The 24097-nt window shown below is 71.4% G+C and carries 20 protein-coding genes and 1 CRISPR repeat array; of the genes, 12 read left to right on the forward strand and 8 right to left on the reverse strand.

What is annotated here, in order from left to right:
- Positions 1-49: 49 nt before the first annotated feature.
- Positions 50-1123, reverse strand: coding sequence for a nitronate monooxygenase (locus ACFOX0_RS19690; RefSeq protein ID WP_377547963.1), 1074 nt, complete (start codon positions 1121-1123; stop codon positions 50-52).
- A 402-nt stretch (positions 1124-1525) separates the two neighbouring features.
- On the reverse strand, positions 1526-2053 hold the full coding sequence (locus tag ACFOX0_RS19695) for a DUF3592 domain-containing protein (RefSeq protein WP_377547965.1): 528 nt from the start codon (positions 2051-2053) through the stop codon (positions 1526-1528).
- Positions 2054-2182: 129 nt separating this feature from the next.
- Between ACFOX0_RS19695 and ACFOX0_RS19700 the strand changes: the two genes are divergently transcribed.
- Positions 2183-3055: an LLM class F420-dependent oxidoreductase gene (locus tag ACFOX0_RS19700; RefSeq protein WP_377547968.1), complete on the forward strand. Its 873-nt coding sequence runs from the start codon at positions 2183-2185 to the stop codon at positions 3053-3055.
- A 543-nt stretch (positions 3056-3598) separates the two neighbouring features.
- On the opposite strand, the gene ACFOX0_RS19705 is transcribed toward ACFOX0_RS19700, so the two are convergent.
- Positions 3599-4099: a VOC family protein gene (locus ACFOX0_RS19705; RefSeq protein ID WP_377547970.1), complete on the reverse strand. Its 501-nt coding sequence runs from the start codon at positions 4097-4099 to the stop codon at positions 3599-3601.
- A gap of 125 nt (positions 4100-4224) precedes the next feature.
- On the opposite strand from ACFOX0_RS19705, the gene ACFOX0_RS19710 reads away from it, so the two are divergent.
- The 3 genes from ACFOX0_RS19710 to ACFOX0_RS19720 all read left to right on the forward strand — a co-directional run bounded on the left by ACFOX0_RS19710 (position 4225) and on the right by ACFOX0_RS19720 (position 8653).
- Entirely contained in the window at positions 4225-4977 is a 753-nt protein-coding gene (locus tag ACFOX0_RS19710) for an AraC family transcriptional regulator (protein WP_377548065.1), read from the forward strand.
- A 192-nt stretch (positions 4978-5169) separates the two neighbouring features.
- On the forward strand, positions 5170-7752 hold the full coding sequence (locus ACFOX0_RS19715) for an FtsK/SpoIIIE domain-containing protein (protein WP_377547973.1): 2583 nt from the start codon (positions 5170-5172) through the stop codon (positions 7750-7752).
- A 4-nt stretch (positions 7753-7756) separates the two neighbouring features.
- Positions 7757-8653, forward strand: coding sequence for a hypothetical protein (locus ACFOX0_RS19720; protein WP_377547975.1), 897 nt, complete (start codon positions 7757-7759; stop codon positions 8651-8653).
- Between the two features lie 53 nt (positions 8654-8706).
- Here ACFOX0_RS19720 and ACFOX0_RS19725 read toward each other — a convergent pair whose 3' ends face one another.
- Complete coding sequence (locus ACFOX0_RS19725) at positions 8707-9921, reverse strand: low temperature requirement protein A (protein WP_377547978.1); 1215 nt, start codon at positions 9919-9921, stop codon at positions 8707-8709.
- A gap of 157 nt (positions 9922-10078) precedes the next feature.
- Between ACFOX0_RS19725 and ACFOX0_RS19730 the strand changes: the two genes are divergently transcribed.
- On the forward strand, positions 10079-10747 hold the full coding sequence (locus ACFOX0_RS19730) for a hypothetical protein (RefSeq protein ID WP_377547981.1): 669 nt from the start codon (positions 10079-10081) through the stop codon (positions 10745-10747).
- 156 nt (positions 10748-10903) lie between these two features.
- On the opposite strand, the gene ACFOX0_RS19735 is transcribed toward ACFOX0_RS19730, so the two are convergent.
- The 4 genes from ACFOX0_RS19735 to ACFOX0_RS19750 are packed head-to-tail and all read right to left on the reverse strand — an operon-like array spanning position 10904 to position 13272.
- Positions 10904-11674 (reverse strand): aminoglycoside phosphotransferase family protein, encoded by a 771-nt coding sequence (locus ACFOX0_RS19735; protein WP_377547983.1) that lies wholly within the window; start codon positions 11672-11674, stop codon positions 10904-10906.
- A 10-nt stretch (positions 11675-11684) separates the two neighbouring features.
- A complete protein-coding gene (locus ACFOX0_RS19740) occupies positions 11685-12212 on the reverse strand; it encodes a hypothetical protein (RefSeq protein ID WP_377547986.1) in 528 nt (175 codons plus the stop codon).
- Positions 12209-13069: a hypothetical protein gene (locus ACFOX0_RS19745; RefSeq protein WP_377547989.1), complete on the reverse strand. Its 861-nt coding sequence runs from the start codon at positions 13067-13069 to the stop codon at positions 12209-12211. The genes ACFOX0_RS19740 and ACFOX0_RS19745 overlap by 4 nt, the downstream gene beginning before the upstream one ends.
- Entirely contained in the window at positions 13066-13272 is a 207-nt protein-coding gene (locus ACFOX0_RS19750) for a hypothetical protein (RefSeq protein ID WP_377547991.1), read from the reverse strand. Before ACFOX0_RS19750 ends, ACFOX0_RS19745 begins: the two co-directional genes overlap by 4 nt.
- Before the next feature lie 368 nt (positions 13273-13640).
- Between ACFOX0_RS19750 and ACFOX0_RS19755 the strand changes: the two genes are divergently transcribed.
- The 7 genes from ACFOX0_RS19755 (at position 13641) to cas1c (ending at position 24096) form a co-directional block, all read left to right on the forward strand.
- Positions 13641-13859 carry a winged helix-turn-helix domain-containing protein gene (locus ACFOX0_RS19755; protein WP_377547993.1) on the forward strand — a complete coding sequence of 73 codons (219 nt, stop codon included), beginning with the start codon at positions 13641-13643 and terminating at the stop codon, positions 13857-13859.
- A 200-nt stretch (positions 13860-14059) separates the two neighbouring features.
- Positions 14060-16606: direct repeats of the CRISPR family, unit length 37 nt; unit sequence GCTGCGCCCGGTCCCCGGACCGGGCGAGGATCGCAAC.
- 185 nt (positions 16607-16791) lie between these two features.
- On the forward strand, positions 16792-19062 hold the full coding sequence (gene cas3 / locus ACFOX0_RS19760; RefSeq protein ID WP_377547995.1) for a CRISPR-associated helicase Cas3': 2271 nt from the start codon (positions 16792-16794) through the stop codon (positions 19060-19062).
- A complete protein-coding gene (cas5c, locus tag ACFOX0_RS19765; protein WP_377547997.1) occupies positions 19059-19757 on the forward strand; it encodes a type I-C CRISPR-associated protein Cas5c in 699 nt (232 codons plus the stop codon). The genes cas3 and cas5c overlap by 4 nt, the downstream gene beginning before the upstream one ends.
- The gene (gene cas8c / locus ACFOX0_RS19770) at positions 19757-21577 is read left to right on the forward strand and encodes a type I-C CRISPR-associated protein Cas8c/Csd1 (protein WP_377547999.1); all 1821 of its coding nucleotides are present in this window, start codon (positions 19757-19759) and stop codon (positions 21575-21577) included. The genes cas5c and cas8c overlap by 1 nt, the downstream gene beginning before the upstream one ends.
- Entirely contained in the window at positions 21574-22437 is an 864-nt protein-coding gene (gene cas7c, locus ACFOX0_RS19775; protein WP_377548001.1) for a type I-C CRISPR-associated protein Cas7/Csd2, read from the forward strand. Before cas8c ends, cas7c begins: the two co-directional genes overlap by 4 nt.
- Entirely contained in the window at positions 22434-23075 is a 642-nt protein-coding gene (cas4, locus tag ACFOX0_RS19780) for a CRISPR-associated protein Cas4 (RefSeq protein ID WP_377548003.1), read from the forward strand. The genes cas7c and cas4 overlap by 4 nt, the downstream gene beginning before the upstream one ends.
- Positions 23068-24096: a type I-C CRISPR-associated endonuclease Cas1c gene (cas1c, locus tag ACFOX0_RS19785; RefSeq protein ID WP_377548005.1), complete on the forward strand. Its 1029-nt coding sequence runs from the start codon at positions 23068-23070 to the stop codon at positions 24094-24096. The genes cas4 and cas1c overlap by 8 nt, the downstream gene beginning before the upstream one ends.
- Position 24097: the final 1 nt, after the last annotated feature.

Here is a 24097-nt window from a genome sequence, read left to right on the forward strand (position 1 = left end):
CCGGGGCCGGCCACCGTCCCGTGGCCGGCCACCGCGGCGCCGCGGGTGGTCAGCTCGCCACGGCGCCACGCGGGCCGGCCGTGCGTTCGGCCTCGATCAGCCGGACCAGGTCGCCGGCGGCCATCGGGCGCAGCCGGCGCCAGCCGGTCCCGGCCCACAGGTGCAGCGCGTCGGCGTCGCCGTGCCGGGCGGCGGCGGCGCGCAGCGGCCGGGTGAGCTGGTGCACGGACGGGTAGCCGGCGGGGGCCGCCGCGGCGTACCCGACCATGAACTCGTTCACCAGCCCCCGGGCGGTGCGCCCGGTGAAGGCCCGGGTGAACGCCGTCGCGGCGTACCGGTCGTCCCGCAACGCCCGGCGGTGGGTGGCGTTCGTGCCCGATTCCGGGCAGTCCAGGAAGGCGGTGCCCAGTTGGGCGCCGATCGCACCGACGGCCAGCACCGACGCCACGTCCGAGCCGTCCATCAGGCCGCCCGTGCCGATCAACGGCAGCGGGCCCGCGGCCCGGATCCGGGACAACAGCTCGGCCAGCGGCTGGGCGCCGGCACCCGGTGCGGCGGCGGGATCGTCGACGAAGCTGGCCCGGTGCCCGCCCGCCGCGTCGCCCTGCACCACCAGGAGGTCCACGCCGGCGGCCTGACCGGCCGTGGCCTCGGCGACCGTCGTGACGGTCAGCGCCACCACCGTGCCGCGGTCCCGCAGCCGACGGACGTCCGCCGCCGAGGGGCAGCCGAAGGTGAAACTGACCAGGGGCACCGGGTCCGACGCCAGCAGATCGAGCTTGGCCGGATAGTCGTCGTCGTCCGGGTGCGGCGTGCCGAGGGCGACGCCCAGCCGGGTCGCCAGCGGGGTCAGGACGTGGGCGTACCCGGCGATGTCGTCCACCGTCCCCCGGTCGGGCCCGGGCACGAAGACGTTGACACCGAACGCGCCACCGGTGAGTGACCGGACCCGGGCCAGCTCACCGGCCAGGTCCGCGGCCGAGCGGTAGCCGGCGGCGAGAAATCCGAGCCCACCGGCCTCGGTGACCGCCGTGACCAACTCGGGCGTGCTCGGGCCGCCGGCCATCGGCGCCGCGACGACGGGCGTCCGGAGGCCCAACCCGGTGAGGACGTTCCCTGACATCCGCCCAGTCTGCCCCGCGAGGTCGGGCGATTGAGTTCGGGGCCGGCGCGGTAGCAGCGCAGGCGATCGCAGGAGCGTGACGCGGACCACCTGCGCCCCGACGCCCACCCGACCGCCCCGGGTGGGCGCTGACCGCCGGCGAAAGGACGCACCAATCACCTCCCGGCTCGGCTACGACATGGCGCAGAACGGCAACGTGCCGAAGCCGGTGGCGACGTGATTCCGTTCCTGGCCTTCTTCTCGTCCAACATGATCGTCTTCTGGGCGGGCTGGCGCTGATCAGCTACCTCAGCGACTACGAGGGCACCGGCCTGATCGGCCTCGGCTGGGGCTTCGCGGTCAACCTGGTCTTCAGCGCCGAGCGGCCCTCGGCGTTCCACCGGACGCCGAGGGCCCCGGTGCTCAGCGCGGCCCGCTCCGCTTGTACTTGGACCGGATCCGGTACGGGCCGGTGCGCGGCACCGGGGCGGCGGGGGATCGACGCGGAAACCAGCGGCCGAACGGGACGCGGGACAGCAGCAGCGGTACGGCGAAGATCAGGATCACGAAGCCGACCGCACCCAGCCCACCCTGTACCCGCCCCCGGTGCCCGCTGAGCTGCTCGAAGTCGGTCACGAAGTCACCCGGATCGGCCGGATTGGCCCAGATGGACACCTCGTCTCCAGCCGAAAGACAGACCTGGACACAGCCGACCTCCTGCTCGTACGTCCGGCCGGCCAGCTCGTACCGAAGATGCATGGTGGTCTTTCGCTTCGTCACCCGGTCATAGACGACCGCGCGGGCCGGCATGCCGGTGGCCCGCAGTTCGGTGCCCCAGTCGTCCAGCGCGGACTGGGTGTGGAACGGCAGCCACAACAGGGCGCCCCCGGCCACCACCAGCGCCACACAACCGAGGGTCACCCAGACCGGCGAGCGGAGCGGCGTGATCACACGAGCATCGTGGCGTACCGACACAAGCCGCCGCGGACCCCGGCGGGGCGGGGCTGACCGCCGGGCCGCGTCCGGTATCCCGGCCGGTGCGGACGAACCGGACTAGGCTGCCTCTCGGAGGTGTGCCAGATGAAGCTCGGACTGCACTACTGGACCTACTCGACGCCGGCCGACCCGGCGGCCATCGCGCCGACCCTAGCCGAGACTGCCACGCTCGCCGAGCAGGCCGGCGTCTCCGCGTTCACGGTGATGGACCACTACTTCCAGATGGAGGCCCAGGCACCGGCCGAGGAGCCGATGCTGGAGGGCTACACCACCCTCGGCTACCTCGCCGCGAAGACCGAACGGATGACCCTCGGCCTGCTGGTCACCGGCGTCATGTACCGCCACCCGGGGCTGCTCGCCAAGATTGTCACCACGCTGGACGTGCTGTCCGGCGGCCGGGCCCGCCTCGGCATCGGCGCCTCCTGGTACGAGCGGGAGCAGCGCGGCCTCGGCGTCCCCGTGGTGCCGGTGGCCGAACGGTTCGAGCGGCTGGAGGAGACGCTGCGGATCTGCCGTCAGATGTGGAGCGACGACAACGGCACCTTCGACGGCAAGCACTACCAGCTCGCCGAGACGCTCAACTCGCCGCAGCCGCTGACCCGGCCGCACCCGCCCGTCATGATCGGCGGCGGCGGGGAGCAGAAGACGCTGCGCCTGGTGGCCCGGTACGCCGACGCCTGCAACCTGTTCGGCACCAGCCCGGCCGATGTCGCGCACAAGCTCGACGTGCTGCGCCGGCACTGCGACACCGAGGGCCGCCCCTACGACCGGATCGAGAAGACCGTCCTGATGATGCGCCCGCCGCTGGTCGACCCGGACGCGTTCCTGACCGACGTGGCCGGCTACGCCGACCTCGGCGTGACCGAGGTGCAGACCATGCCCGACCGGCACCCGGTCGAGTTCACCCACGGCCTCGCCGACCGGATCCTGCCCCGCCTCGCCGATCTCGGCGGCTGACCAACAACGTGGGCCGTGACCGGCCCATGAGGACCCGACGGCCGGACGGTAATCCGCTTTCGAGCGGATGACCGTCCGGCTACGCTTGTTCCTGACCCTTTTCTCTGCGCGGGAAAAGGGAACCTCTCATCCATCGGTCACGGGCCGGATTCTGCCGGCAATTACTCGGTTTCCCGCCGGGATGAATTCCACTATCGTCTTTCTCAGCACTTCCCGGTGTGAAAAAAGACGGTCACTTCGGATCCGCGGGCCACGGGTCCGAATGCCGTCCCACCCACCGGGGTGAATAGCTCAGTCGGACACAGTGGCGGACTATTTCCGTCACGGTTCTTGGTGCCGTGGAGGTGGGAGATGAACTTCGACGTACGCGACGCCCGCTTCCGGACCCACGGCGACCCGGACTGGCCGAGGCGCTTCCTGCGCTGACCGTCGCCCGGGCCCGGACCAGCTGGTCCGGGCCCGAGGCCGGTTCGTGCGCGTCCGGTGCTGTCGGAACGACACCCATCGTTCACGAACCATCCGACGTCGACGCCGAACCGTCGGTCAGGACTGCTGCTTCGCCGCCCATTCGGCGACCCGGCGGGCGCTCTCCTCCTCGGACAGGTCCTCGACCCGCGTCATGATCGACCAACGCACCCCGAACGGGTCCCGGACGCTGGCGAACCGGTCACCGGACACGAAGGTGGTCAGCGGCTCCCGGACGGTGGCGCCGGCGGCCTCGGCCCGGGCGACCACGGCGTCCGCGTCCGAGCAGTACAACCCGATGGAGTAGCAGTCGTTGTCCCCCTCCGGCGCGGCGACCAGGCCGTAGTCGGGCATCGGCTCGCCCAACTGCAGCAACCCCGTGCCGAAGTCGAGCACGGCGTGCGCGATCACCCCACCCATCTCCGTCACGTCGACCACCCGGGCACCGAACACGTCCCGGTAGAAGTCGATCGCGCCCCGCGCGTCGGGAATCGCCAGGAACGGGGTCAGGCTGGTGGCACCGTGCGGGATGCCGTCGGTGGTGTACTGGCCGGTCGCGGCCTTGATCGAAGTACTCATGACGGAAACCGTACGGACGTTCACCGGCGCCGGCTTGGAAAAACGCGCCATCACGTAGCGTGTGGCCCGTGAGCCTGGCCCAGCGGGGAATCCTGTACCCGGCGCGGCTGCCGACGTTCCACCGGATCCCGGCGCCCGACCGGGTCGCCGCGCTGGTGCACTGGTTCTGGATCCCGGAGTGGCGGATCGCCCCGGGCCGCGCCTCCCGCCAGCACACGATCTCCTTCCCCGGCTGCAACCTGGTCGTCGAGTCGGACACCGTCGGGTTCGCCGGGCCCACCACCCGCGCCTCGTACCGGGACCTGCGCGGGACCGGCTGGGCCGTCGGCGCGCTGCTGCGGCCGGCGGCGGTGCGGGCGTTCACCGACGAACCCGCCACCCTGCGTGACTCCTACCGTTCGGTACCCGAGCCCGACCTGCACGCCGCGGTGTCGGCGGCGATGACCGCGCCGGGGGAGCGCACCGACGCGCACCGCCACCGCGCCGTCGAGGCGTTCACCGACTGGCTGACCGCCACGGTCCCCGCCCCGACCGAGGAGGCCCTGCTGGCCAACGTCATGGCCGACCTCGTCGGCACCGACCCCACCGTGCTGACCGTCGAGGACGCGGCCGAGCGCCTGCACGTGTCGGTCCGCACCCTGCAACGACTCGCCGGCCGGCACGTCGGGCTGCCACCCTCGACGATGATCCGCCGCCGGCGCCTCCAGGAGGCGGCCGAACGCCTGCGCGCCGAACCCGCGACGAACCTGGCCGCGCTCGCCGCCGAACTCGGCTACACCGACCACTCCCACCTGGCGAACGAGTTCCGCTCGGTCCTCGGCTACACCCCCAGCGGCTACCGGCGCCAGGTGCACCGGGACGACACCGACCCCGGCTGAGCCCACACCCGCCCCGGGCCCGCGACGCCGACCGCCCCGGGCCCGCGACGCCGACCGCCCCGGGCCCGCGACGCCACACCGGACCGTCGCGGCGGCCGGCGACACCCGCACCGGACCGGGCCGGCTTTCCGCGGTGGTGCGCGTCGGTTAGTGTTCCCCTGACTACGCGAAGCCGAGGCGGGTGGGGGTGCGGTGGGCAGGCTCGCAGCCAGCTTCGGTCGGGCGGTCGCGGCCCACCGGGCCGCCCTGCACCACGTCGCCACCGCCCGCCGCCTGCTCGACGGCCCGGCCACCCCGGCACCCGGCGAGCCCGCCGGCACCGCCGACACCGTCGCCGACCTGCGCCGCCTCGGCGACCAGCTCACCAGCGGCTGGCTCGGCGGCGAGAACGCCCCGTTCGGCACCGAACCGCTGACCGGCCGCACGGCCGTCCGGCTGGGCATCGCGAGCACTGTGGACGGCTTCTTCCCCGCGCTCGCCCCGATCGGCGGGGGAGCGCACCTGGCGTTCGAGTCCGACGCCCGGGACCTGCGGGTCGCCGCCCTGCTGCGCCGCCTCGTGGTCCGCCTGCTGGCCGCCGCGCCGGCCGGCACCGTCCGGGTGCTCACCGCCGACACCGCCGCCCTGGGCGGCACCTTCCTGCCGCTGCGGCCGCTGGTCGCCGCCGGCGTGCTGGCCGAACCGGCCACCTCCGACGACGCCGTCGCCGCCCTGCTCGACGAGGCCGAGGAGCACGTCCGCGCCGCCCAGGACGACCGCACCACCGCCGGCCGGGAACTGCTGGTGCTGGTCGCCGCGTCCGCCCCCACCGGCCGCGACCTGGCCCGGCTCGCCGCCCTCACCCACGCCGGTCCCACCGCCCGGGTCTGCGTCGTCCTGGCCGGCTACCCGCCGCCCGGGCCCGGCGTACGACCGCCCGCCCTCGGCGCCACCACGCCGGTCCGCTTCGACGGCGGGTACGCCCACATCGGCGAACCGGCCGGCGAACGCTACAGCGCCGACGGCACCGGCCTGCCCGCCCCGGTACGCCTCGACGGCGACCCACCCGACGACGTCATCGTCCAGCTCGCCAACGCCCTCGGCGAGACCGCCCGCCGGGCCGGCGCCCTCACCTTCGCCGACCTGCTGCCCGACCAACTCTGGACCGAGTCCTCGGTGGACGGCCTGCGTACCGTCGTCGGCCGGACCGGCCGCGAACCCGCCACCCTCGCCTTCGACGACGCCACCCCGCACTGGCTGGTCGGCGGCCGCACCGGCGCCGGCAAGACCGTCTTCCTGCTCGACGTCCTCTACGGCCTGGCCACCCGCTACGACCCGGCCGAGCTGGCGCTCTACCTGCTGGACTTCAAGGAGGGCGTCAGCTTCACCGAGTTCACCCCGTCCGGTCACGACCCGTCCTGGATCCCGCACGCCCGCGCCGTCGGCATCGAGTCCGACCGCGAGTACGGCGTCGCCGTGCTGCGCGAACTGCGCCGCGAACTCAACCGCCGGGCCACCGTCCTCAAACGACACGGCGTCACCAAGCTCGCCGACCTGCGCCGCGCCGGCCACGACACCCCGCTGCCCCGGGTCGTCGCCGTCGTCGACGAGTTCCACGTGCTGTTCGCCGGCAACGACCGGCTCGCCCGCGAGGCCGCCGACCTGCTGGAGGAACTCGCCCGCAAGGGCCGCTCCTACGGCATCCACCTGGTGCTGGCCAGCCAGAGCATGTCCGGCATCGAGGCCCTCTACGGCCGCGCCGACTCCATCTTCGGCCAGTTCCCGCTGCGCGTCGCCCTACCCGGCGGCTCCGGCGTACTGGACAAACTCAACGACGCGGCCGGCGCCCTGCCGGTCGGCTCGGCCATCGTCAACCCCGCCGCCGGCATCGCCGGCGCCAACACCGTCGTCCGCTTCCCCGACGCGCACGCCGACGGCGACCGGGTCGCGGCGCTGCGCCACGAACTCTGGCAACGACGCGGTCCCGGCTCGCACCCACCCGCGGTCTTCAAGGGGTACGAGTCGACGCACCTCGCCGACGACCCCACGTACCGGTCGTTGACGCCCGGCGGACGGCGCCCGCTCGCCCTGGTCGGCCGGGTCGTCGACGTGGACCTGTCCACCGCCTACTTCCCACTGGACGCCACCCCGGGCCGGCACCTGGCCGTGGTCGGCACCGCCGCCACCGGCGCCGACGTGCTGCACGCCGCCACCCTCAGCCTCGCCGCCCAGCACGCACCCGGCACCGCCCGGTTCCTGATCGCGCCGCTGGTGGCCACCGCCGACGACGTCGCCGACGCCACCGTCACCGCGCTGCGCGCCGCCGGTCACCCGGTCGACCACCTCGACGCGCCGGCCCTGCGCCGACACATCGGCGACCTCGCCACCCCACCCACCGACACACCGCCGACCGGCCGCACCTACCTGGTGGTGTTCGGGGTCGACGCGGCCGGCGCCACGCTCGGCCTGAGTGACCCGGCCACCTTCCGCTCCGGCCTGGACGACCTGCGCACCCTGCTGCGCCAGGGCCCCGGCTACGGCGTACATCTGCTCGGCTGGTGGCGCGGCCTGCGCCGGCTCTCCGACGACCTCGGCGGCACCCAGAACCGCGACGACGTCGCCTGCCTCATCGCGCTGAACGTCCCCGGCGGCGAACTCGGCCTGCACCTCGGCGTGCACGACCTCGCCTACACGCCCCGGGCCAACCGGGCGCTGCTGGTGGACCGGCACGATCACCGCACCCGGCTGATCGTCCCGTACGTGCTGCCCGGCCGCGAATTCGACGAGGGGCTCTGAGGCGATGGCGTCGTACGCCGACTACGCGGCACTGGTCCGCCGGCTGCACGAACAGCAGCGGGCCGGCGAGGACCACGCCGCCCGGACCACCCAGCAGCGCACCGCGCTGACCGCCGCGCTGGACCAACTCGACCAGCGACTCGCCGGCCAGCAGCAGCGGCTGGCCCAACTCGCCCAGGCCACCGGCCACCAGCCGCCCCCGCCCACCCCGCACCAGACCGGCGTCGCCTGGCCGACCCCACCCGCCCCCGCCGCCCCACCACCCGTCTCCGCCGCTCCAGCTGTCTCCGCCCCACCCCTGGCGCCCGCGCCGCCCGGCCCGGCGCTGCCCGGATCCGCGCAGGGCGCACTCCCGGCGTCGGCCGGGTCGGGCTCCGGGGCGTACCCGGGACGGACGGACCACGGCGGCCCGGACACCCGGATGTTGCCGGCGGTGCCGGGGCCCCGGGCCGGCGAACCCGGCGCGCCACCGGCGGCCCCCGACCCGGTACGCGAGCTGGACCTGGCCCGGCAGCGGGCCGACGAGGCGGACGAGGCCGCCACCGAGGCCGAGACGGTCGCCCAGCAGCCGCAACTGCTGCCGAAGCTGTCGCCGCTGGCTCGCGCCGTCACCGTCTACCTGGCCTTCTCGGCGGTGGCCGGGCTGATCCAGATCGTCCCGCTGCTGGCCACCGACGACACCCCGGGCGGCACCTTCACCCTGTTCGCCTGGGTCTGCGCGGGGCTGCCGGCGATGGCGTTCTTCGCCGCCTACTTCGTGCTCGCCACCTGGGGCAAACCCAAGATCGTGCTCGGGAGGGCGGAGGCGTACGCGCGGATCGGGTTCGCCATCTGCTTCGCCATGATGCCGCTGGTCTACTGCGGCTGGGCCACCGTCACCCGCACCCTCGTCTCCTCCTGACCCGTCCCCGACCGGCCCGCCGGATTGGCCGCCCGCGCCCGACCTGATCGGCGTCAGTGCGGTGGGGACGGCTCCTCCAACGGCTTGCCGTGCGCCCGGACCGCGTCCGCCACGGCGATCCCGCAGAGCACCAGCGCCGAGGCGAGGAGCACCACCACCGGCGGCAGGCCGATCATGAACGCGCCGACCACCCCCAGCACCGCGATCCCGATGAGCCGCGGCGGGGAGATTCGGCCGAAGACGATGTGCTCGAAGGCGGCCCGGCCGGCCAGGTACAGCGCCGGACCGCCGAAGACGACCAGCAACCATCCGGGCCGGACCTCCCCCAGCGGGTCCTTGATCACCAACTCGTAGCCGGTCGAGGTGAGCAGCACCCCGAACACCATGGCCAGGTTCGCCCAACCGGCCACCCGGCCGAGCCGGACCCGGTCGGCCGACCAGGTGATCGCCTGGGCCAGGATCTGCCCGGCCCGGTAGAAGTAGATCCGCCAGAGCAGCACGGTGATGGCGAACGAGATTCCCACCGCCGCCGTCCGGGACGGGTTGAACAGCGCCGGTCGGGCGTATGCCCGGCCGATGACCAGGATCGACTCGCCCAGGGTGATGATCAGGAACTGCCGGTACCGCTCGGCCAGGTGCTCGGTCGCCGTCGCCCAGGCCGTGGTCCGGGACCGGCCCACCCCGGGCACCGGCCACCCCAGCAGCGACACCGCGTAGTCGATCGCGATCGCCGACAGCCACAACATGTCCCGGGGCGGTCCGTTGATCAACCCGCCGGCGATCCACGGCACCGCCGACACGGAGAACCAGATCAACTCCCGCAGGTGCACCTGACCCAGCACGTGCCCGCGCATGACCACGGTGAAGAACGCCGACCGCCCCCACTGGATCAGCACGTACACGGAGGCGAAGATCAGACTGTCCTGGCCGAACGCGCTGGGCATGGTGGCCGACATGATCAACGCACCGACCATGGTGAACACCACGACCGCCTGCACCGGCGGGCACAACGGGTTGAACCGGCTGGTGGTCCAGGCGGTCATCACCCAGATCCAGACCAACGGCAGGAACGACAGCAGCGTCTCGCCGATGTTGTTCAGCACGACCCGCCGGTCGGCGATCTCGGGACGGTGGAGGTCCTGGACGAGCAACGTGACCACGGTGTTGAGCGTGAAGATGAAGACCAGGTCGAAGAAGAGTTCCAGGAACGTGGCCTGCTGCGGATGCTCGGGGCGGCGCAGCATGCCGACCGACTTGTCCACCGGCATCCGTCCACCCGCCCCCGTCGGTCGGCACCCGTAGCCAGTCGTACCACGCGAACCCGCCACCCAGAGCCAGACCGGACGATTCCCGGTGCCCACCCGCCGCCGCGAACCGGGCAGGGCGACCTTCTAGGCTGGCGGGTGACCACGGGGAGGTTTTCGGATGTCACGGCGTACCGCCGCCCTGATCGGGGCCGGCCTGGTGACCGTTCTGCTGGGCGGCTGCGGGCTGCCGCCGGGGAAGCAGCGTCCTGCGGCACCGACCGCGAGCGCGTCGCCCACCCCCGACCCGCTCACCCTGCCGGCGCTGCCCGAGGAGGCCTGCGCCGTCCTGCCCGACGCGCTGCGCGACCAACTCGTGCCGGCCGCCCGGGTGAAGACCTCGGAGGAGAAGAACAACGAGAAATTCCCGCAGGAACTCGAATGCGAGATCTGGACCGACTCGGACCGCGCCAAGGACCGCCGCGACGGGGGCCTGCGGGTGCGCATCGAGCGCCAGCGGAGCACGTACGGTCGGGAGCAGGCGGTCGAGACCGCGGTGCGACACTTCAAGAACGACCTGGAGTTCTACGGCAACAACGTCCGCCGGCTGCCCGACGTCGGCGACGACGCGTTCATCGTGGTCCGCCGCTACAGCACCGAGAACAAGGGATACGCCGTCAACCTCGGTGTGCTGACCGGGGCGGCCAACATCACCATCATGTACCAGGCCAGCCCCAGCAGCTCGGACAAGGTCCGGGTGTCCGCCACGGCCCTGGCCGCGTACCTCGTCGCCGTGCTCACCGGCCCGCCACCCGAGCCGCCCCGCGTGGCACCGTTCGTCGCGCCGTAGGCGTATTCCCGGCGACGACCCTTTGCGGGCCGCCCGCCCGGCCCGTCACGGCGGCCGTCGGGTGCGCCTTTTACGATCGCGGAGAGTTCTGCTCGCTCTGACCGGCCAAACTCTCCGCGATCATGTGTGCCGGTCACCGTCGTGCGGCAAGCCTCGCTAGCTGAAGAGGTGCCGGTGGGCGCGGCTCCAGCGGACCCGCTCCGCGATCCGGTCCAGGGCACCGCTCGCCTGCCAGGAGACCTGGGGTTCGCATCCCTCGGCGGCGAGTTGCCGGGTCCGTTCCAGCACCAGTTGCTGCTGGTCGATGACCTCGTCGACCAGGCCGGCGGTCGACGTCAACCCGTACGCCTCGGCGAAGCGCTCCAGGCGGCGGCGCCGGTCCGGCGGGGCCGGATACCGCAACCACCGCACGCACTCGTCGTCGGCCCGGAACGGCGCGACGTACTCCAGCGCGTAGGCCACGTCGTGGACCGGCCGGGCGGGCCAGGCGTAGTCCCAGTCCAGGATGCCGACCGGCCGGGTGCCTCGCCAGACCAGGTTCCACGGCCCGAAGTCACCGTGGCAGACCACCTCGCCCGCACCGGGCGGCTCGGTGCGGCCCGCCCAGAACGCCCCGGCGGAGGGCCGGAACCCGGCGACCGCCTCGTGGTAGTCGCGCAACAGGCGGGCCATGGCCACCAGACCGTCGTCGTCGACGACCTTCGCCCAGCCGGCCGGGCCGGACTCACCGTCGAGGTAAGTGAGGACCTCCCGACCCTCGCCGTCGATGCCCAGCACCCGCGGCGCGTACGGGAAGCCGACCGCCTCGAGATGCCGCAGCAGGGCGTGGACGGTCGCGGACCACGGCTGCACCGGCCGACGGACGCTGTCGCCCACCCGGACGATCTCCCGGTGCGGCTCGTCCTGCAACACCTCGTCATCCGGCACGCCAGGCAAGCTACCGCGCCGAACCGGTCGAGTGGGGCGCACCCGGTCGGAGGCTGGCGGGTCCCGCCGGGGCGGTGGGATCCATCGGGTCGATGGGCGGCGGCGTGGGGGAGGGCTCGGTGGTGGTGGGGTGGGTCAGGGTGTCGGCGGCGGCGAGGAAGTCGTCCAGGTCGGCGCGGGGCATGCCCTCGTCCTCCAACAGGCCCAGCACCAGCAGCGTCTGCGCCGCCACCGCCGGCCCCACCACCGGCACCGGCTCGCCCTCGCCCAGCGCCGCCCAGACCAACCGCTCGGCCACCACCGGATCCAGATCATGGCCGGTGTGGTCGTACCGCTCCCGGACCGTCGCCACGAACCGGATGACCGGCGCCCGGTCCTGACCCGCCCGGAACCGTCGCCGCACCGCCAGCAGGAGCGCCCCGGACAGCAGGTCGCCGTAGCGCCGCCAGTCCCGCTCGGAGAAGTGCCGCAGCCGCCGGTCGTAGCCGCGTACCCGCCCGTCGAGCAGGTCCCGCAGGGCGGCCTTCGGGTCGTTCATCGTCGTGTCTCCTTGCGCAGCTCGTGTCGTACCCGGGTCCAGACGCTGGGATGGTCGCGGCGGCGCACCCGGGCGACCAGCCGGCCCGCGACGGCCGCCCCCGCGGCGAGGTCGGCCCGGCCGCCGGCCACCGACGGCCGGCGCGGCGGCGGACCGGGCGCCGGGCCGACCCCGGCGAGCACCGCCGCGTACCCGTCGAGGGCCACCCCACCGACGGCCAGCCGCGCGGCGACCAGGTCGAGCCGGGCGATCGCCGCCGCCCACCGCCGGGCCGCGACCACGCCAGCAGGTCTTCCGGTACGGCGGAGCTGGTCCTCGGCCACCATCAGGCGCAGCCGCACGGCGGCGGCCATCGCGGCGGCCCGGTCCGCGTCGGCGCGGGCGGCCCGCAGGCCGGCGAGAACGTCGGCGGCGCCACCACCCGGCGTGCCGGGCAGCCGGCGGGCGGCGGCGAGGCCGGCGTGGACGAGGCCGAGGGCCTGCCAGGCGTCGGTGATCGCCTGCTGCCAGTGGGCGAGGCGGCGGTTGAGATGGTGGACGCCGTCGAGGTGGGCGGCCGCCCGGTCGGCGGCGGCGGTGGCGGCCAGGGCGGCGTCGCGCAGCTCGTCCATCGCGCCGGTGGCCGCGGTGGTTGCCTGCGCGGCCGGCGTGGCGGGGCGTTGTAGCGGCAGGTCTCGTCGGGTGTAGTGGGCGGCGGTGCGCTCGGCAGCCTGGCGGGCCTCGCACGGACCGGGCCGGCCGCAGGCCAGGCAGAGGCCCGTGTACGCGGACGTGACGTGGGTGTCGAGGGTTTGGCGGGCCTCGGCGTGTCGGCGGTCGGCGTAGTCGGCCATGGCGGTGCGGTCCAGCGCCGTCACAGGCCCTCCTTGACGAGTTGGGCGAAGCGGACCTCGTCGCAGGGGTAGTCGTCGCCGCAGGCGCAGACGAGCTTGGCGATTGCCTTGGGTGGGTGGGCGAAGAGGACGAAGTCCGCGTCGTCGAGGTCCTGCTGGGAGGGGGTGGGGTCGGGTTGGTCGGAGTCGGGCTGGTCCGGGTCGTCGGCGAGGGGAGTGGGGCTCACCGGGTTGTCACCTCCTGTTGGTTGGTGGGCTGGGTTCGCCAGCGCGTTGCGCTCTGGCTGGTCGGGCCTGGGTTTGCTTGATCGCGGAGAGTTTTGCTCGCTCTGACCGGCAGAACTCTCCGCGATCATGGGATTGGGCATCGGACGGTGGGACGGGGTGCCGGCTCGCGTGCGGGCGGGCCGGCACACCCGGCTGACCAGGGGGAGACCGGTCAGCCGGGCTCTGTGCGGTGCTGATCGCCTCCAGGTTGCTGACCAGGGAGTCGATCGATCGGAGCCTACGATAACAAGCTATCGCAGTCAAGGTATCGCTTGCGATACTAGGCCGAGAAGTGATCAAATGGCGGTGCTGACCAGGGAGTACCGCCATGCCACCAAGCCCGAAGTGGGCCGAACTTGCGGCCCATATCCGCAGCCAGATCGACTCCGGGGAGCTGTCGCCCGGCGATAAGCTGCCGTCCACGTCGCAGCTATGTCAGATCCACGGCGTCTCGGCGATCGTGGTGCGTAACGCGATGCTGACCTTGAAGGCCGAGGGGCTCGTGGTCGGCGTACCCGGCGTTGGCGTGTATGTAGCGGAGCGGTAGTTGGATCATTGAGTTGTTTGGGTGTTGCGGGCTGGTAGCCCCCGCTCGCGTCGAAGGCTCCCTAGTTGATCTAGGAACCTTAAGTGGGTTGCACTTGCCCCTTAGGTTCCGAGGCAAAGAAGCGGGACAATCTGGGACACAAGCTGACTCTACTCGACCGGGTGATATCAACATTTGGCTATTTCTGCTGTTCGTGCGCCGCTGCGCCCGGTCTCCGGACCGGGCGAGGATCGCAAGGCGATGTATTCGGCCCCGGACGGCTCCGTGGTCGTGGCTGCGCCCGGTCTCCGGACCGGGCGAGGATCGCAAGGCCAGACCCGGGGGCGGTCGTCGGGGGCGATGACGTCGCTGCGCCCGGTCTCCGGACCGGGCGAGGATCGCAAGCATGTCGCTGGAGCGTTTGCAGGCGATGGTGCCGTTGCTGCGCCCGGTCTCCGGACCGGGCGAGGATCGCAAGGGCAGAGCGGGCATCGCGCCCTCCACTGCTCAGTGCGCTGCGCCCGGTCTCCGGACCGGGCGAGGATCGCAAGCGCGCTCATGTCGTCGTCCTCTCCGGTGCCGATCCCACGCTGCGCCCGGTCTCCGGACCGGGCGAGGATCGCAAGTGGGCCGATCGGCTGCGGGCGGCCGTACTCGCCGGTGGCTGCGCCCGGTCTCCGGACCGGGCGAGGATCGCAAGCGTTCGTGGTCACCTGGTCACCGGCCCATCGCGGTCGCTGCGCCCGGTCTCCGGACCGGGCGAGGATCGCAACCAAGCCCTCGGGTTGGACACCAAGGATCTGTCCTATCTGCTGCGCCCGGTCTCCGGACCGGGCGAGGATCGCAACCCATCGGCTGGTCAGCGGATCGTCAGCGTCGTCCGGTCGCTGCGCCCGGTCTCCGGACCGGGCGAGGATCGCAACTGACCCCGGACAGCGCGAAGCGCCCCGCCTCCCACCAGCTGCGCCCGGTCTCCGGACCGGGCGAGGATCGCAACGACGGCAAGGGCGACACCAGCTTGCGGTTGGCCGAGCGCTGCGCCCGGTCTCCGGACCGGGCGAGGATCGCAACCATCGGGCTCCGATCGGCTGCTGTGGGTGGTGCGGGCCGCTGCGCCCGGTCTCCGGACCGGGCGAGGATCGCAACCAGCGCGTCGACCTGGTCGGCCTCCAGCCAGCCGGTGCTGCGCCCGGTCTCCGGACCGGGCGAGGATCGCAACCCAAACGCCCATTGCATCAGGCCGGAACAGTCGAACGGCTGCGCCCGGTCTCCGGACCGGGCGAGGATCGCAACCGGTCCGCGTCGCCCTGGGCGTCGACCGCCGCGGCGCTGCGCCCGGTCTCCGGACCGGGCGAGGATCGCAACCAGCGACGCCGTACGGGCTGTCCCGCCGCGCCGCCCAGGCTGCGCCCGGTCTCCGGACCGGGCGAGGATCGCAACCACGCACGATTCGAGCTGCCACGCCCGCCACGCCTCAGCTGCGCCCGGTCTCCGGACCGGGCGAGGATCGCAACCTCGTGCACGCACCCGTGCCTGCGTTGCCCGGGCGAGCGCTGCGCCCGGTCTCCGGACCGGGCGAGGATCGCAACGCGACGACTGCCTGTCGGATAAGGTCGCGCTGTTCCTTGCTGCGCCCGGTCTCCGGACCGGGCGAGGATCGCAACCACCGGATCCCCCACACTTTTCGGCGGGATCGGCTTGCTGCGCCCGGTCTCCGGACCGGGCGAGGATCGCAACATGCAAACCCCGGACCTCTCCGCCATCGGCGCCTCTGGCTGCGCCCGGTCTCCGGACCGGGCGAGGATCGCAACAACCGACACCACGGGCCGACTGAGCAGAGTCCGCAATGCTGCGCCCGGTCTCCGGACCGGGCGAGGATCGCAACACCGGCCCGATGAAATGGTCTGGACCGTAGGTGTCGCGCTGCGCCCGGTCTCCGGACCGGGCGAGGATCGCAACATCGCCAGCCGCGTCATGTGCACCTGCTCGGCCAACTGCTGCGCCCGGTCTCCGGACCGGGCGAGGATCGCAACCGTCCCGTCAACAGCAGGAAGGCGCCGGCGACGACGCTGTGCCCGGTCTCCGGACCGGGCGAGGATCGCAACGCTGGCGTCGTTCAGCCACTTCGGGTACGAGCTGGCGCTGCGCCCGGTCTCCGGACCGGGCGAGGATCGCAACGTCGCGAACCCGGTCCGGAGCGTGATCTCCACCCTCGCTGCGCCCGGTCCCCGGACCGGGCGAGGATCGCAACTACTCCCACGACGACATGCGGCGGGCGTGGGGCGGGCTGCGCCCGGTCCCCGGACCGGGCGAGGATCGCAACGGTGCCGTGACTGGCCACCCACAGACAGGCGGCGCGCTGCGCCCGGGTCCCGGACCGGGCGAGGATCGCAACAAGGTCGCGGATGCCTATGTGGACGTGGTGGCGCGCGGCTGCGCCCGGTTCCCGGACCGGGCGAGGATCGCAACGCCGGTCCGGCTATGGTGCCGTCCGTGGTGTACCGGAGGCTGCGCCCGGTCCCCGGACCGGGCGAGGATCGCAACATCCAGCAGTGCGGATCATGCGATGCCGGACTGCCCATGGCTGCGCCCGGTCCTCGGACCGGGTGAGGATCGCAACATGGTGGTGATCAACTACTGGGACCCTCGGGACGCCGGCTGCGCCCGGTCTTCGGACCGGGTGAGGATCGCAACGCCGGACTCATCGTCGCGGGGGTGTCGGAGCGGATGAGCTGCGCCCGGTCCTCGGACCAGGCGAGGATCGCAAACACCGCCGACTTGGGCGCGCTGCTGTCGTTGGTCGTGGCTGCGCCTGGCCTGCCGATCGGGTGCTCATGGTCAACTCACCGATTTCCTGGCGGCTATCCGACAGTTCGGGTCGCTGGGCTTGAAATTTCCTCCTGTCCCTGGCTGGATAGTCCATCTACTTCCTGTGATCAAGTTAGGACGCCTCGTGTCGGACGACGGGTCGCTTTGGGCGCACAGCCCGAGTGATGGCGGCCAATGGCACGCGCTTGAGGACCATCTGCGGGGGACCGCGGAGTTGGCTCGGCGGTTCGCTGCCCCCTTTGGCGGTGGTGAGCTGGCGTACTGGTTGGGCGCGCTTCACGACGTCGGGAAGGCATCCTGCGCCTGGCAGGAAGGGTTGAAGACCGCTGCGCAGGCCGGCGGACCGGTCGGGATCGACCACAAGGCGTTGGGTAGCCGGATCGCCTTCGAGCACGGACTCGCCGGCTTCGCGCTCGGGATCTACGGGCACCACGGGGGCTTGATCGACGGACCGACCTTCGGCAACGTGTTGAAGAAGCGCATTGCCAAATCGCCGGGCAACATCGCCTCGGCGGAAGCCGCGCTCGCCGACCTGCTGCCGGACCTGCCTGCTGATCTCCGAGATGCCGTTCCGGAGCACTGGCGGAGTGATCCGCTGGTGGGCGAGATGGCGTTGCGCTTGTGCTACAGCGCACTGGTCGACGCTGACTGGTTGGACACGGAGGCACACTTCCGCGACCTGGGCGCACCGCGAATTCGCGACGACGCCGATTTCGACCGCATCTACAAGATCTTCGAGCAGCGCCGGTCTGAGGCCCTCGGGCTTCGGGCCGCCGCACTCGTGGATGCGATCCGCGAGCGCGTATACGCCGAGTGCATCGCTGCGGCGGAACAGCCGCCGGGGGTGTTCCGACTGCCAGCTCCTACGGGTTCGGGCAAGACACTGGCCGGGGCCGGGTTCGCGTTGCGGCATGCACAGTTGCACGGGCATCGTCGCGTGATCGTCGCGGTGCCGTTCCTCACGATCACCGAGCAGAACGCTGCCGTCTATCGACAGTTGCTCGATGAGGACAGTGGCGATCCGACCGTTCTGGAGCACCACAGCCAAGCCAACTTCGACGACGGTGCGGCGGGTCGCTGGGGCAGGTTGGCGGCTGAGAACTGGGACGCGCCGTTCGTGGTCACCACTTTCGTGCGGTTGTTCGAGTCGCTCTTCGCTCGCAAGCCTGCGGCCATGCGCCGGGTGCACCGCCTCGCGGGTGCGGTGATCGTGCTGGACGAGGTGCAGGCTCTGCCGCACAACATGTTGGCCCCGATCCTCGATGGACTGCGCCTGCTGGTGCGGCATTTCGGTACGACGGTGGTGTTGTCGTCGGCGACCCAGCCAGCCTTCGGCGCGCTGAAGGAGTTCGCGGAACTCGAACCGGTGGACCTGGTCACCGACAGCGCCGGTTTGGTCGACCAGTTGCGGCGGGTCAGGTACGAGTGGTTGCTCGAACCGGCACCGACCCTCGCGCAGATTGCCGAACGGGCCGTCGACGAGAACAGCGCGATGGTGGTGGTCAACACCACCGCCGATGCTCAGGCCGTGTTCGATGCCTGGCGTGATGTCGTACCCGAAGGGGTGGCCTGGCATCTGTCGACGCGGATGTGTCCCGTGCACCGGCAGCGGACCCTGGCCGAGGTACGCAGACGGCTTCTGTCCGGGCGGCCGGTGCTGCTGGTGTCCACCCAGCTCATCGAAGCCGGCGTGGACGTCGACTTCCCTGTGGTGTTCCGGGCGGTGGCGCCGGCGGATTCGCTGCTCCAGGCTGCCGGGCGGGCCAATCGGGACGGCAAGCTGCCCCAGCCGGGACGGGTGGTCGTGTTCGCGCCCGCCGACGGTGGACAGCCTCCGGCGTACAAGACGTTGGTCGGCGACGCCGCGCGGTTCTTCGGCCCAGACAAGGCAGATCCGGACAACGTCGAAGCGCTGCAGTCGTACTACCGGACGGTCTACCAGACGCTCAACCTGGCGGACCGCGAACACCTGGGCCAGCGCATCCAACAGTCCCGGCAGCGGTGGGAGTTCCAGACGGTGGCGGAGGGGCCGCTGATCAGTTCGACGGGCTTGGCGCGAGACCGAAAGCAAGCGTTCCGGCTAATCAGCGACGAAGGCATTTCGGTGGTCACGCCGCAGGGCGCCGAAAACGTGGCGGAGCGCGCAAGCGTCGAGGCGCTGATCTCCGACACCCGGAACGCGCCAGTGCCTGATCTTCGAGTCCTCCGGCGACTGCAGCCCTACACCACCAACCTGCACCCCAGTGTGCTCCGGCGTCCGGGCGTCAGAGCCCTGATGAGGCCGATCCTCGGCGGCGCGGAGGTAAAGGTCGGGTCCCTGGTCGAATGGCTCGGTGACTACGACGCGCATACCGGCATCGCCATCGATCCCGATGTGGAGGGTTTCGTTCTGTGACAACCGACGTGGTGGACGGGATCCAGTTACCACGCAGCAAGGACGGGGACCTGCCCGTAGTCGTGCAGGTCCATGGTGAAACGGCGTTGTTCTCCCGACCGGAGTTGAAGGTCGAACGGGTCAGCTACCCGGTGATGCCCCCGTCCGCGGCGGTGGGGGTCCTGGAGGCGATCTTCTGGAAACCCGAGATCCAATATCGGATCGTCGCCATCGAAGTGCTCAACCCGATCAAGCAGTTCACCATCCGCCGGAACGAAACCTCCGACGTGGCGCCGCTCGCGGAGGCGATCCGGGGGACCCGTCGGGTGAACACGGTGGCGAACCGGGACCAACGCAACGCCGTCTGCCTCCGCGACGTCGGTTACCGCATCCACGCCCACATCGAAACCGCGGCGCACGCCGACAAGCCGGTCGCCGCCTATCGGGACCAGTTGCGTCGGCGGGTTCGTCGGGGGGCATGCTTCCAGCAACCCTACCTGGGCACCCGCGAATTCACGGCAGAGTTTCGCTGGCCGGATGAGACGCCACGCCAACGCAACCTCGACCAGGACATCGGAATCATGTTGCACTCGATCCGACGGGACACGACGGGCCGTCCTCGGATGAACTGGTTCGCCGCCCGGATCGTCGAAGGCGTGCTGTCGGTGCCCGAAAGCGGAATTGAGCTGGAATTGCCGGACGGTGGAGTCGCCTGATGTTGCTGCAACGCCTGGTGCAGTACGCCGACAGCAGCGACGACGTCGACCCTCCGTTCTACGCCCGCAAGCCGGTCCGCTGGCTGCTCGACATCACGGGAGACGGGTCCCCGGCAGGTGCCCTCACGGACACCGCCCAGCCGAAAGAACCCGGGCGGAAGTTCGGAGTGCCCCGAGCGGTCCCGGCGGTCACCCGTACCGTGGGGGTTGCCCCGGCGCTGGCGGTCGACACCGTCGAATACGTCTTCGGCTGGGTGGACGAGGCGGCGAAGCCGGACCGGGTCGCGAAGCAGCGCGCCGCCTTCCGCGAGCTGACCAAGGACTGGGCCGCCGCCGAACCGGACGGCCCTGCGGCGGCCGTCGACGCCTTCTACCGGGACGGCCACGATCAGACCTTCGAACCACCCGAAGGCTGGAAGCGAAGCGACCTGGTCGCGTTCCGGGTTGACGGGGAGCTCGCGTGCGCGGCAGAGTCCGCGATCAGGTACTGGGCGACCGTGGCCGGGGGACGAAAAGGGTCGGGGCAGTCGGGGCTCTGCCTGGTGTGCGGCCAGGACAAGCCGCTGCTGAAGACGATTCCTTTGCAGGTACCGCAGCGGTGGTTGCCGGGCGCCACCCAGGGCGCGTCATTGGTCAGCATCAACGCCTCGGTCCACGGATACGAGCTGCAGAAGTTTCTCGGCAACACGCCGATCTGCCTCGACTGCGGCCTGAAGTTCATGTCCGCGTTCACCACCCTGTTGTCCAGCGAGCGGCACAGCACCACCCTGTCCGGGCAGAACGCGCGGCTGGCCTGGTGGGTGGTGGGCGGGTCGATCTTCGACCCGATGGGACCGCTCGACCAGCCAAACGAAACCGACATTCAGGACCTGCTTGCCGGGCCCGCCACGGGTGAGCGAGGCGACCTCGACGAGAACTCGACCTACTGCTCGGTGACCGTGGGCGGCAACGTCGCCCGGGTGATGGTGCGCGACTGGGTGGAACTCCCGGTCCCACGGATCAAGGAGAACATCCGGCAGTGGTTCGACGACCACGAGATCGTCGACCAGTGGACCGGCGAGGTGACCAGGATCCGGCTTGTCCAACTCGCTCGCGCCGCCGGTCGCTGGCAGCGGGGCAGAGGCGGTGGTGCGGGCTCGTGGGCGCAGTTCGGCTCCTCCGGTGAGGACCGGCCGGCCGGAATCTACAACGCGCTGTTGCGCTCGGCCCTGCTGCGCCAGCCGCTTCCACCGAAGCTGCTCACCCACGTCATCAACCGCATCCGCCAGGACGGACGTCTGGATCCGGCCCGGGTCGGGCTCATCCGCCTCGCCCTACGCCGTCACCCGTCCCTGACGAAAGCTGAGCGAGAGAGGCTGACGCCCACCTTGAACCTCGACAATCCCACCCCTGCCTATCTGTCCGGCCGGATCTTCGCCGTGCTCGACGAGTTGCAGCGGACTGTGTCCCACGCGGCCAAGCAGCCCCTGAACACCACCTTCGCCGAGAAGTACTTCGGCCGGGCCATCACCAACCCGCAAGCCGTGCTGGTGGCCGGCGAACGTACCGCGGTGGCTTGGCTGCGCCGGCTGCGCGGCCCGCTGAAGCGGCCGACCTGGGCCAACGCCTACCAGCGCCGGCTCGACGACCTGTACGCGCAACTGCCGCAGATCCCCAGCGGAGCCGTCCTCGCCGAGAAAGCCAACTTCATTCTCGGCTACCACCAGCAGCGCGCCGCGATGCAGGCCGAGCGGACCGCCGCAGCCGCCGCGAAGAAGAGCACCGACCTGCCGCCCACCCTCGACGAGGTGGCACCCGAAACCGAAGGAGCAGCCGTATGACCGCCGCCCACCTCGACCCGGCCCGCCGGCACGACGTCGTGCTGGTCTTCGATGTCGCGGACGGTAACCCGAACGGCGACCCGGACGCCGGCAACCAGCCGCGTACCGACGACGAGACCGGCCAGGGACTCGTCACCGATGTCGCGATCAAGCGCAAGATCCGCGACACGGTTTCATTGATGCGCGGCGACGACTCGCGTTACGGCATCTTCGTCGAGGCCGGACACGCCCTCAACACCCGCATCGAGGCGGGCTTGACGGCTAACCCCGGCAAGGCTGACGACGCGCAGCGGTGGCTCTGCGAGCACTACTTCGACATCCGCATGTTCGGCGCGGTACTCAGCACCGGCAAGGGCGGCGGCGCCGGCCAGGTTCGCGGGCCGGTGCAGCTGACCTTCGCCCGCAGCATCGACCCGATCCTGCCCACCGATCACGCCATCACCCGGGTCACCCAGACTCGGCAGGAGGACATCGACAAGGGCGAGAGCACCGAGATGGGTTCCAAGTGGACCGTCCCGTACGGCCTCTACAAGGCCCACCTCTTTTACTCCGCACCGCGCGCGGCCAAGACCGGCGTGACCAGCGACGACCTCGCCGCGCTCTGGCAGGCCATCTCGGTCATGTTCGACCACGACCGGTCCGCGACCCGCGGCGAGATGAAGCTGTGCGGCCTCTACATCTTCAGCCACGCCGATGCGCTCGGCGTCGCGCCGGCCGCCAGCCTGACCCAACGGGTACGGCTTGAGCGCGCCAACGGCGACAAGGCCGCCCGCGCCCATACCGACTATCGGCGGGAGCTGAACACCGAAGGGCTGCCTGACGGGGTCGAGCTGACGAAGCTGGTCGACCTCTGGCCGTGACCGACGACGGTCAGGCGGACAGCGGAGGCATTGAGGTTCCGCTGTCCGCCCTGGAGCACTACGCCTACTGCCACCGGCAAACCGCGCTGATCCACGTCGAAGGCATCTGGGCCGAGAGCGGCGACACCGTACGCGGGGACCTGAGCCATGCCGCCGTCGACCTGCCCGGCATCCGTCGCCGCGCCGGCGTCACGGTCGTCCGGTCACTACCGGTCTGGAGCCACGAGTACGGCCTACGCGGCATCTGCGACGTCGTCGAGTTCAGCGGGAACACAGCGACACCGGTCGAATACAAGGTTGGCCGGTACCAGCCGGACGGGCCGGCACAGCTGCAACTCGGGGGACAAGCTCTCTGTCTCATCGAAGCCGGCTTCGACGTAGCAGACGGCTACATCTACTCCGTCGCTGAGCGCCGTCGACACCCGGTCGCCATCGACGCGGGCCTGCTCGCCCGGGTCGTGGCCGCGACCCGGGCCGTACGACGAATCCTGGAAACGCGGACGTTGCCCCTGGCGCGTAACGACTCCCGCTGCCGCAAGTGCTCGCTCCGAGACGACTGCCTGCCCGAGGTCACCCACGGAGACGCGCGCGTGCCGGATTTGTTCAGCCCTCGACCGCTGGGGACATGGCGTGACTGAATTACTCAACACACTGTTCGTCCAGACCCCCGGCACCAGCCTGCACCTCGACGGTGACACCGTACGGGTCTACCACCCCGAACAGGTCGGGCGTCGGATCCTGCCGCTGGTGCGCATCGACCACCTGGTGCTCTTCGGCGGCACCACCATCACCGACGACCTGCTGCTGCGTTGCGCCGACGATGGCCGATCGGTTAGCTGGCTCACCAACATGGGCCGGTTCCGCGCCCGAGTTGCCGGACCCACCTCCGGTAACCCCGTGCTGCGCCAAGCCCAGCACCGCGCAGCCGAGTCGGGCGAGCACCGCCTCCGACTGGCTATCGCCATGATCGCCGGGAAGATCCACAACGCGCGACAAGTGCTGCTGCGCACCGCGCGGGACACCTCAGGCCATCGGCAGACCGCCCTACGGGCAACAGCGGAACTCGAAGCCCAACGCCTTACCCTGCTCGCCGCCGCCACCCGCATCGACGAAGTGCTCGGCGTCGAGGGGATCGCCGCCCGCGACTACTTCGCCGCAGTGCCCTACCTCGTGACGAACAGCAAACAGTGGGGCGCATCCGGACGGAGCAAACGGCCACCCACCGACCCCGTCAACTGCCTGCTCTCCTTCTTGTACGGGATGCTGCGAGTCGCCGTGCACGGCGCGCTCGAACAGGTCGGACTCGATCCGTACATCGGGTTCCTGCACGGCGTACGCCCCGGCAAGCCGGCTCTCGCCCTCGATCTGATGGAGGAGTTTCGTCCGCTGCTGGCCGACCGGCTCGCCTTCACCCTGCTCAACCGGCGGGAACTGAGCCTCGACGACTTCGAGAAGATGCCCAACGACGCCTACCGGCTCACCGAGGCTGGACGCAGGACCGTACTCAACGCCTGGCAGCAAAGTCGGCAGCGGGAGTGGCCGCACGTCCAACTCGGCCGGGAGATCGCCGGCGCTCTGCTGCCACTCGCCCAGGCCAGACTGTTGGCTCGGCACCTGCGCGGCGACCTGCCCGCGTACCAGCCGTGGACGGTCAACTGAG

Origin of the sequence: Micromonospora zhanjiangensis, assembly GCF_042650605.1 — a bacterium.
In the GTDB taxonomy this organism is placed as follows: Bacteria; Actinomycetota; Actinomycetes; order Mycobacteriales; family Micromonosporaceae; genus Micromonospora_J; species Micromonospora_J zhanjiangensis.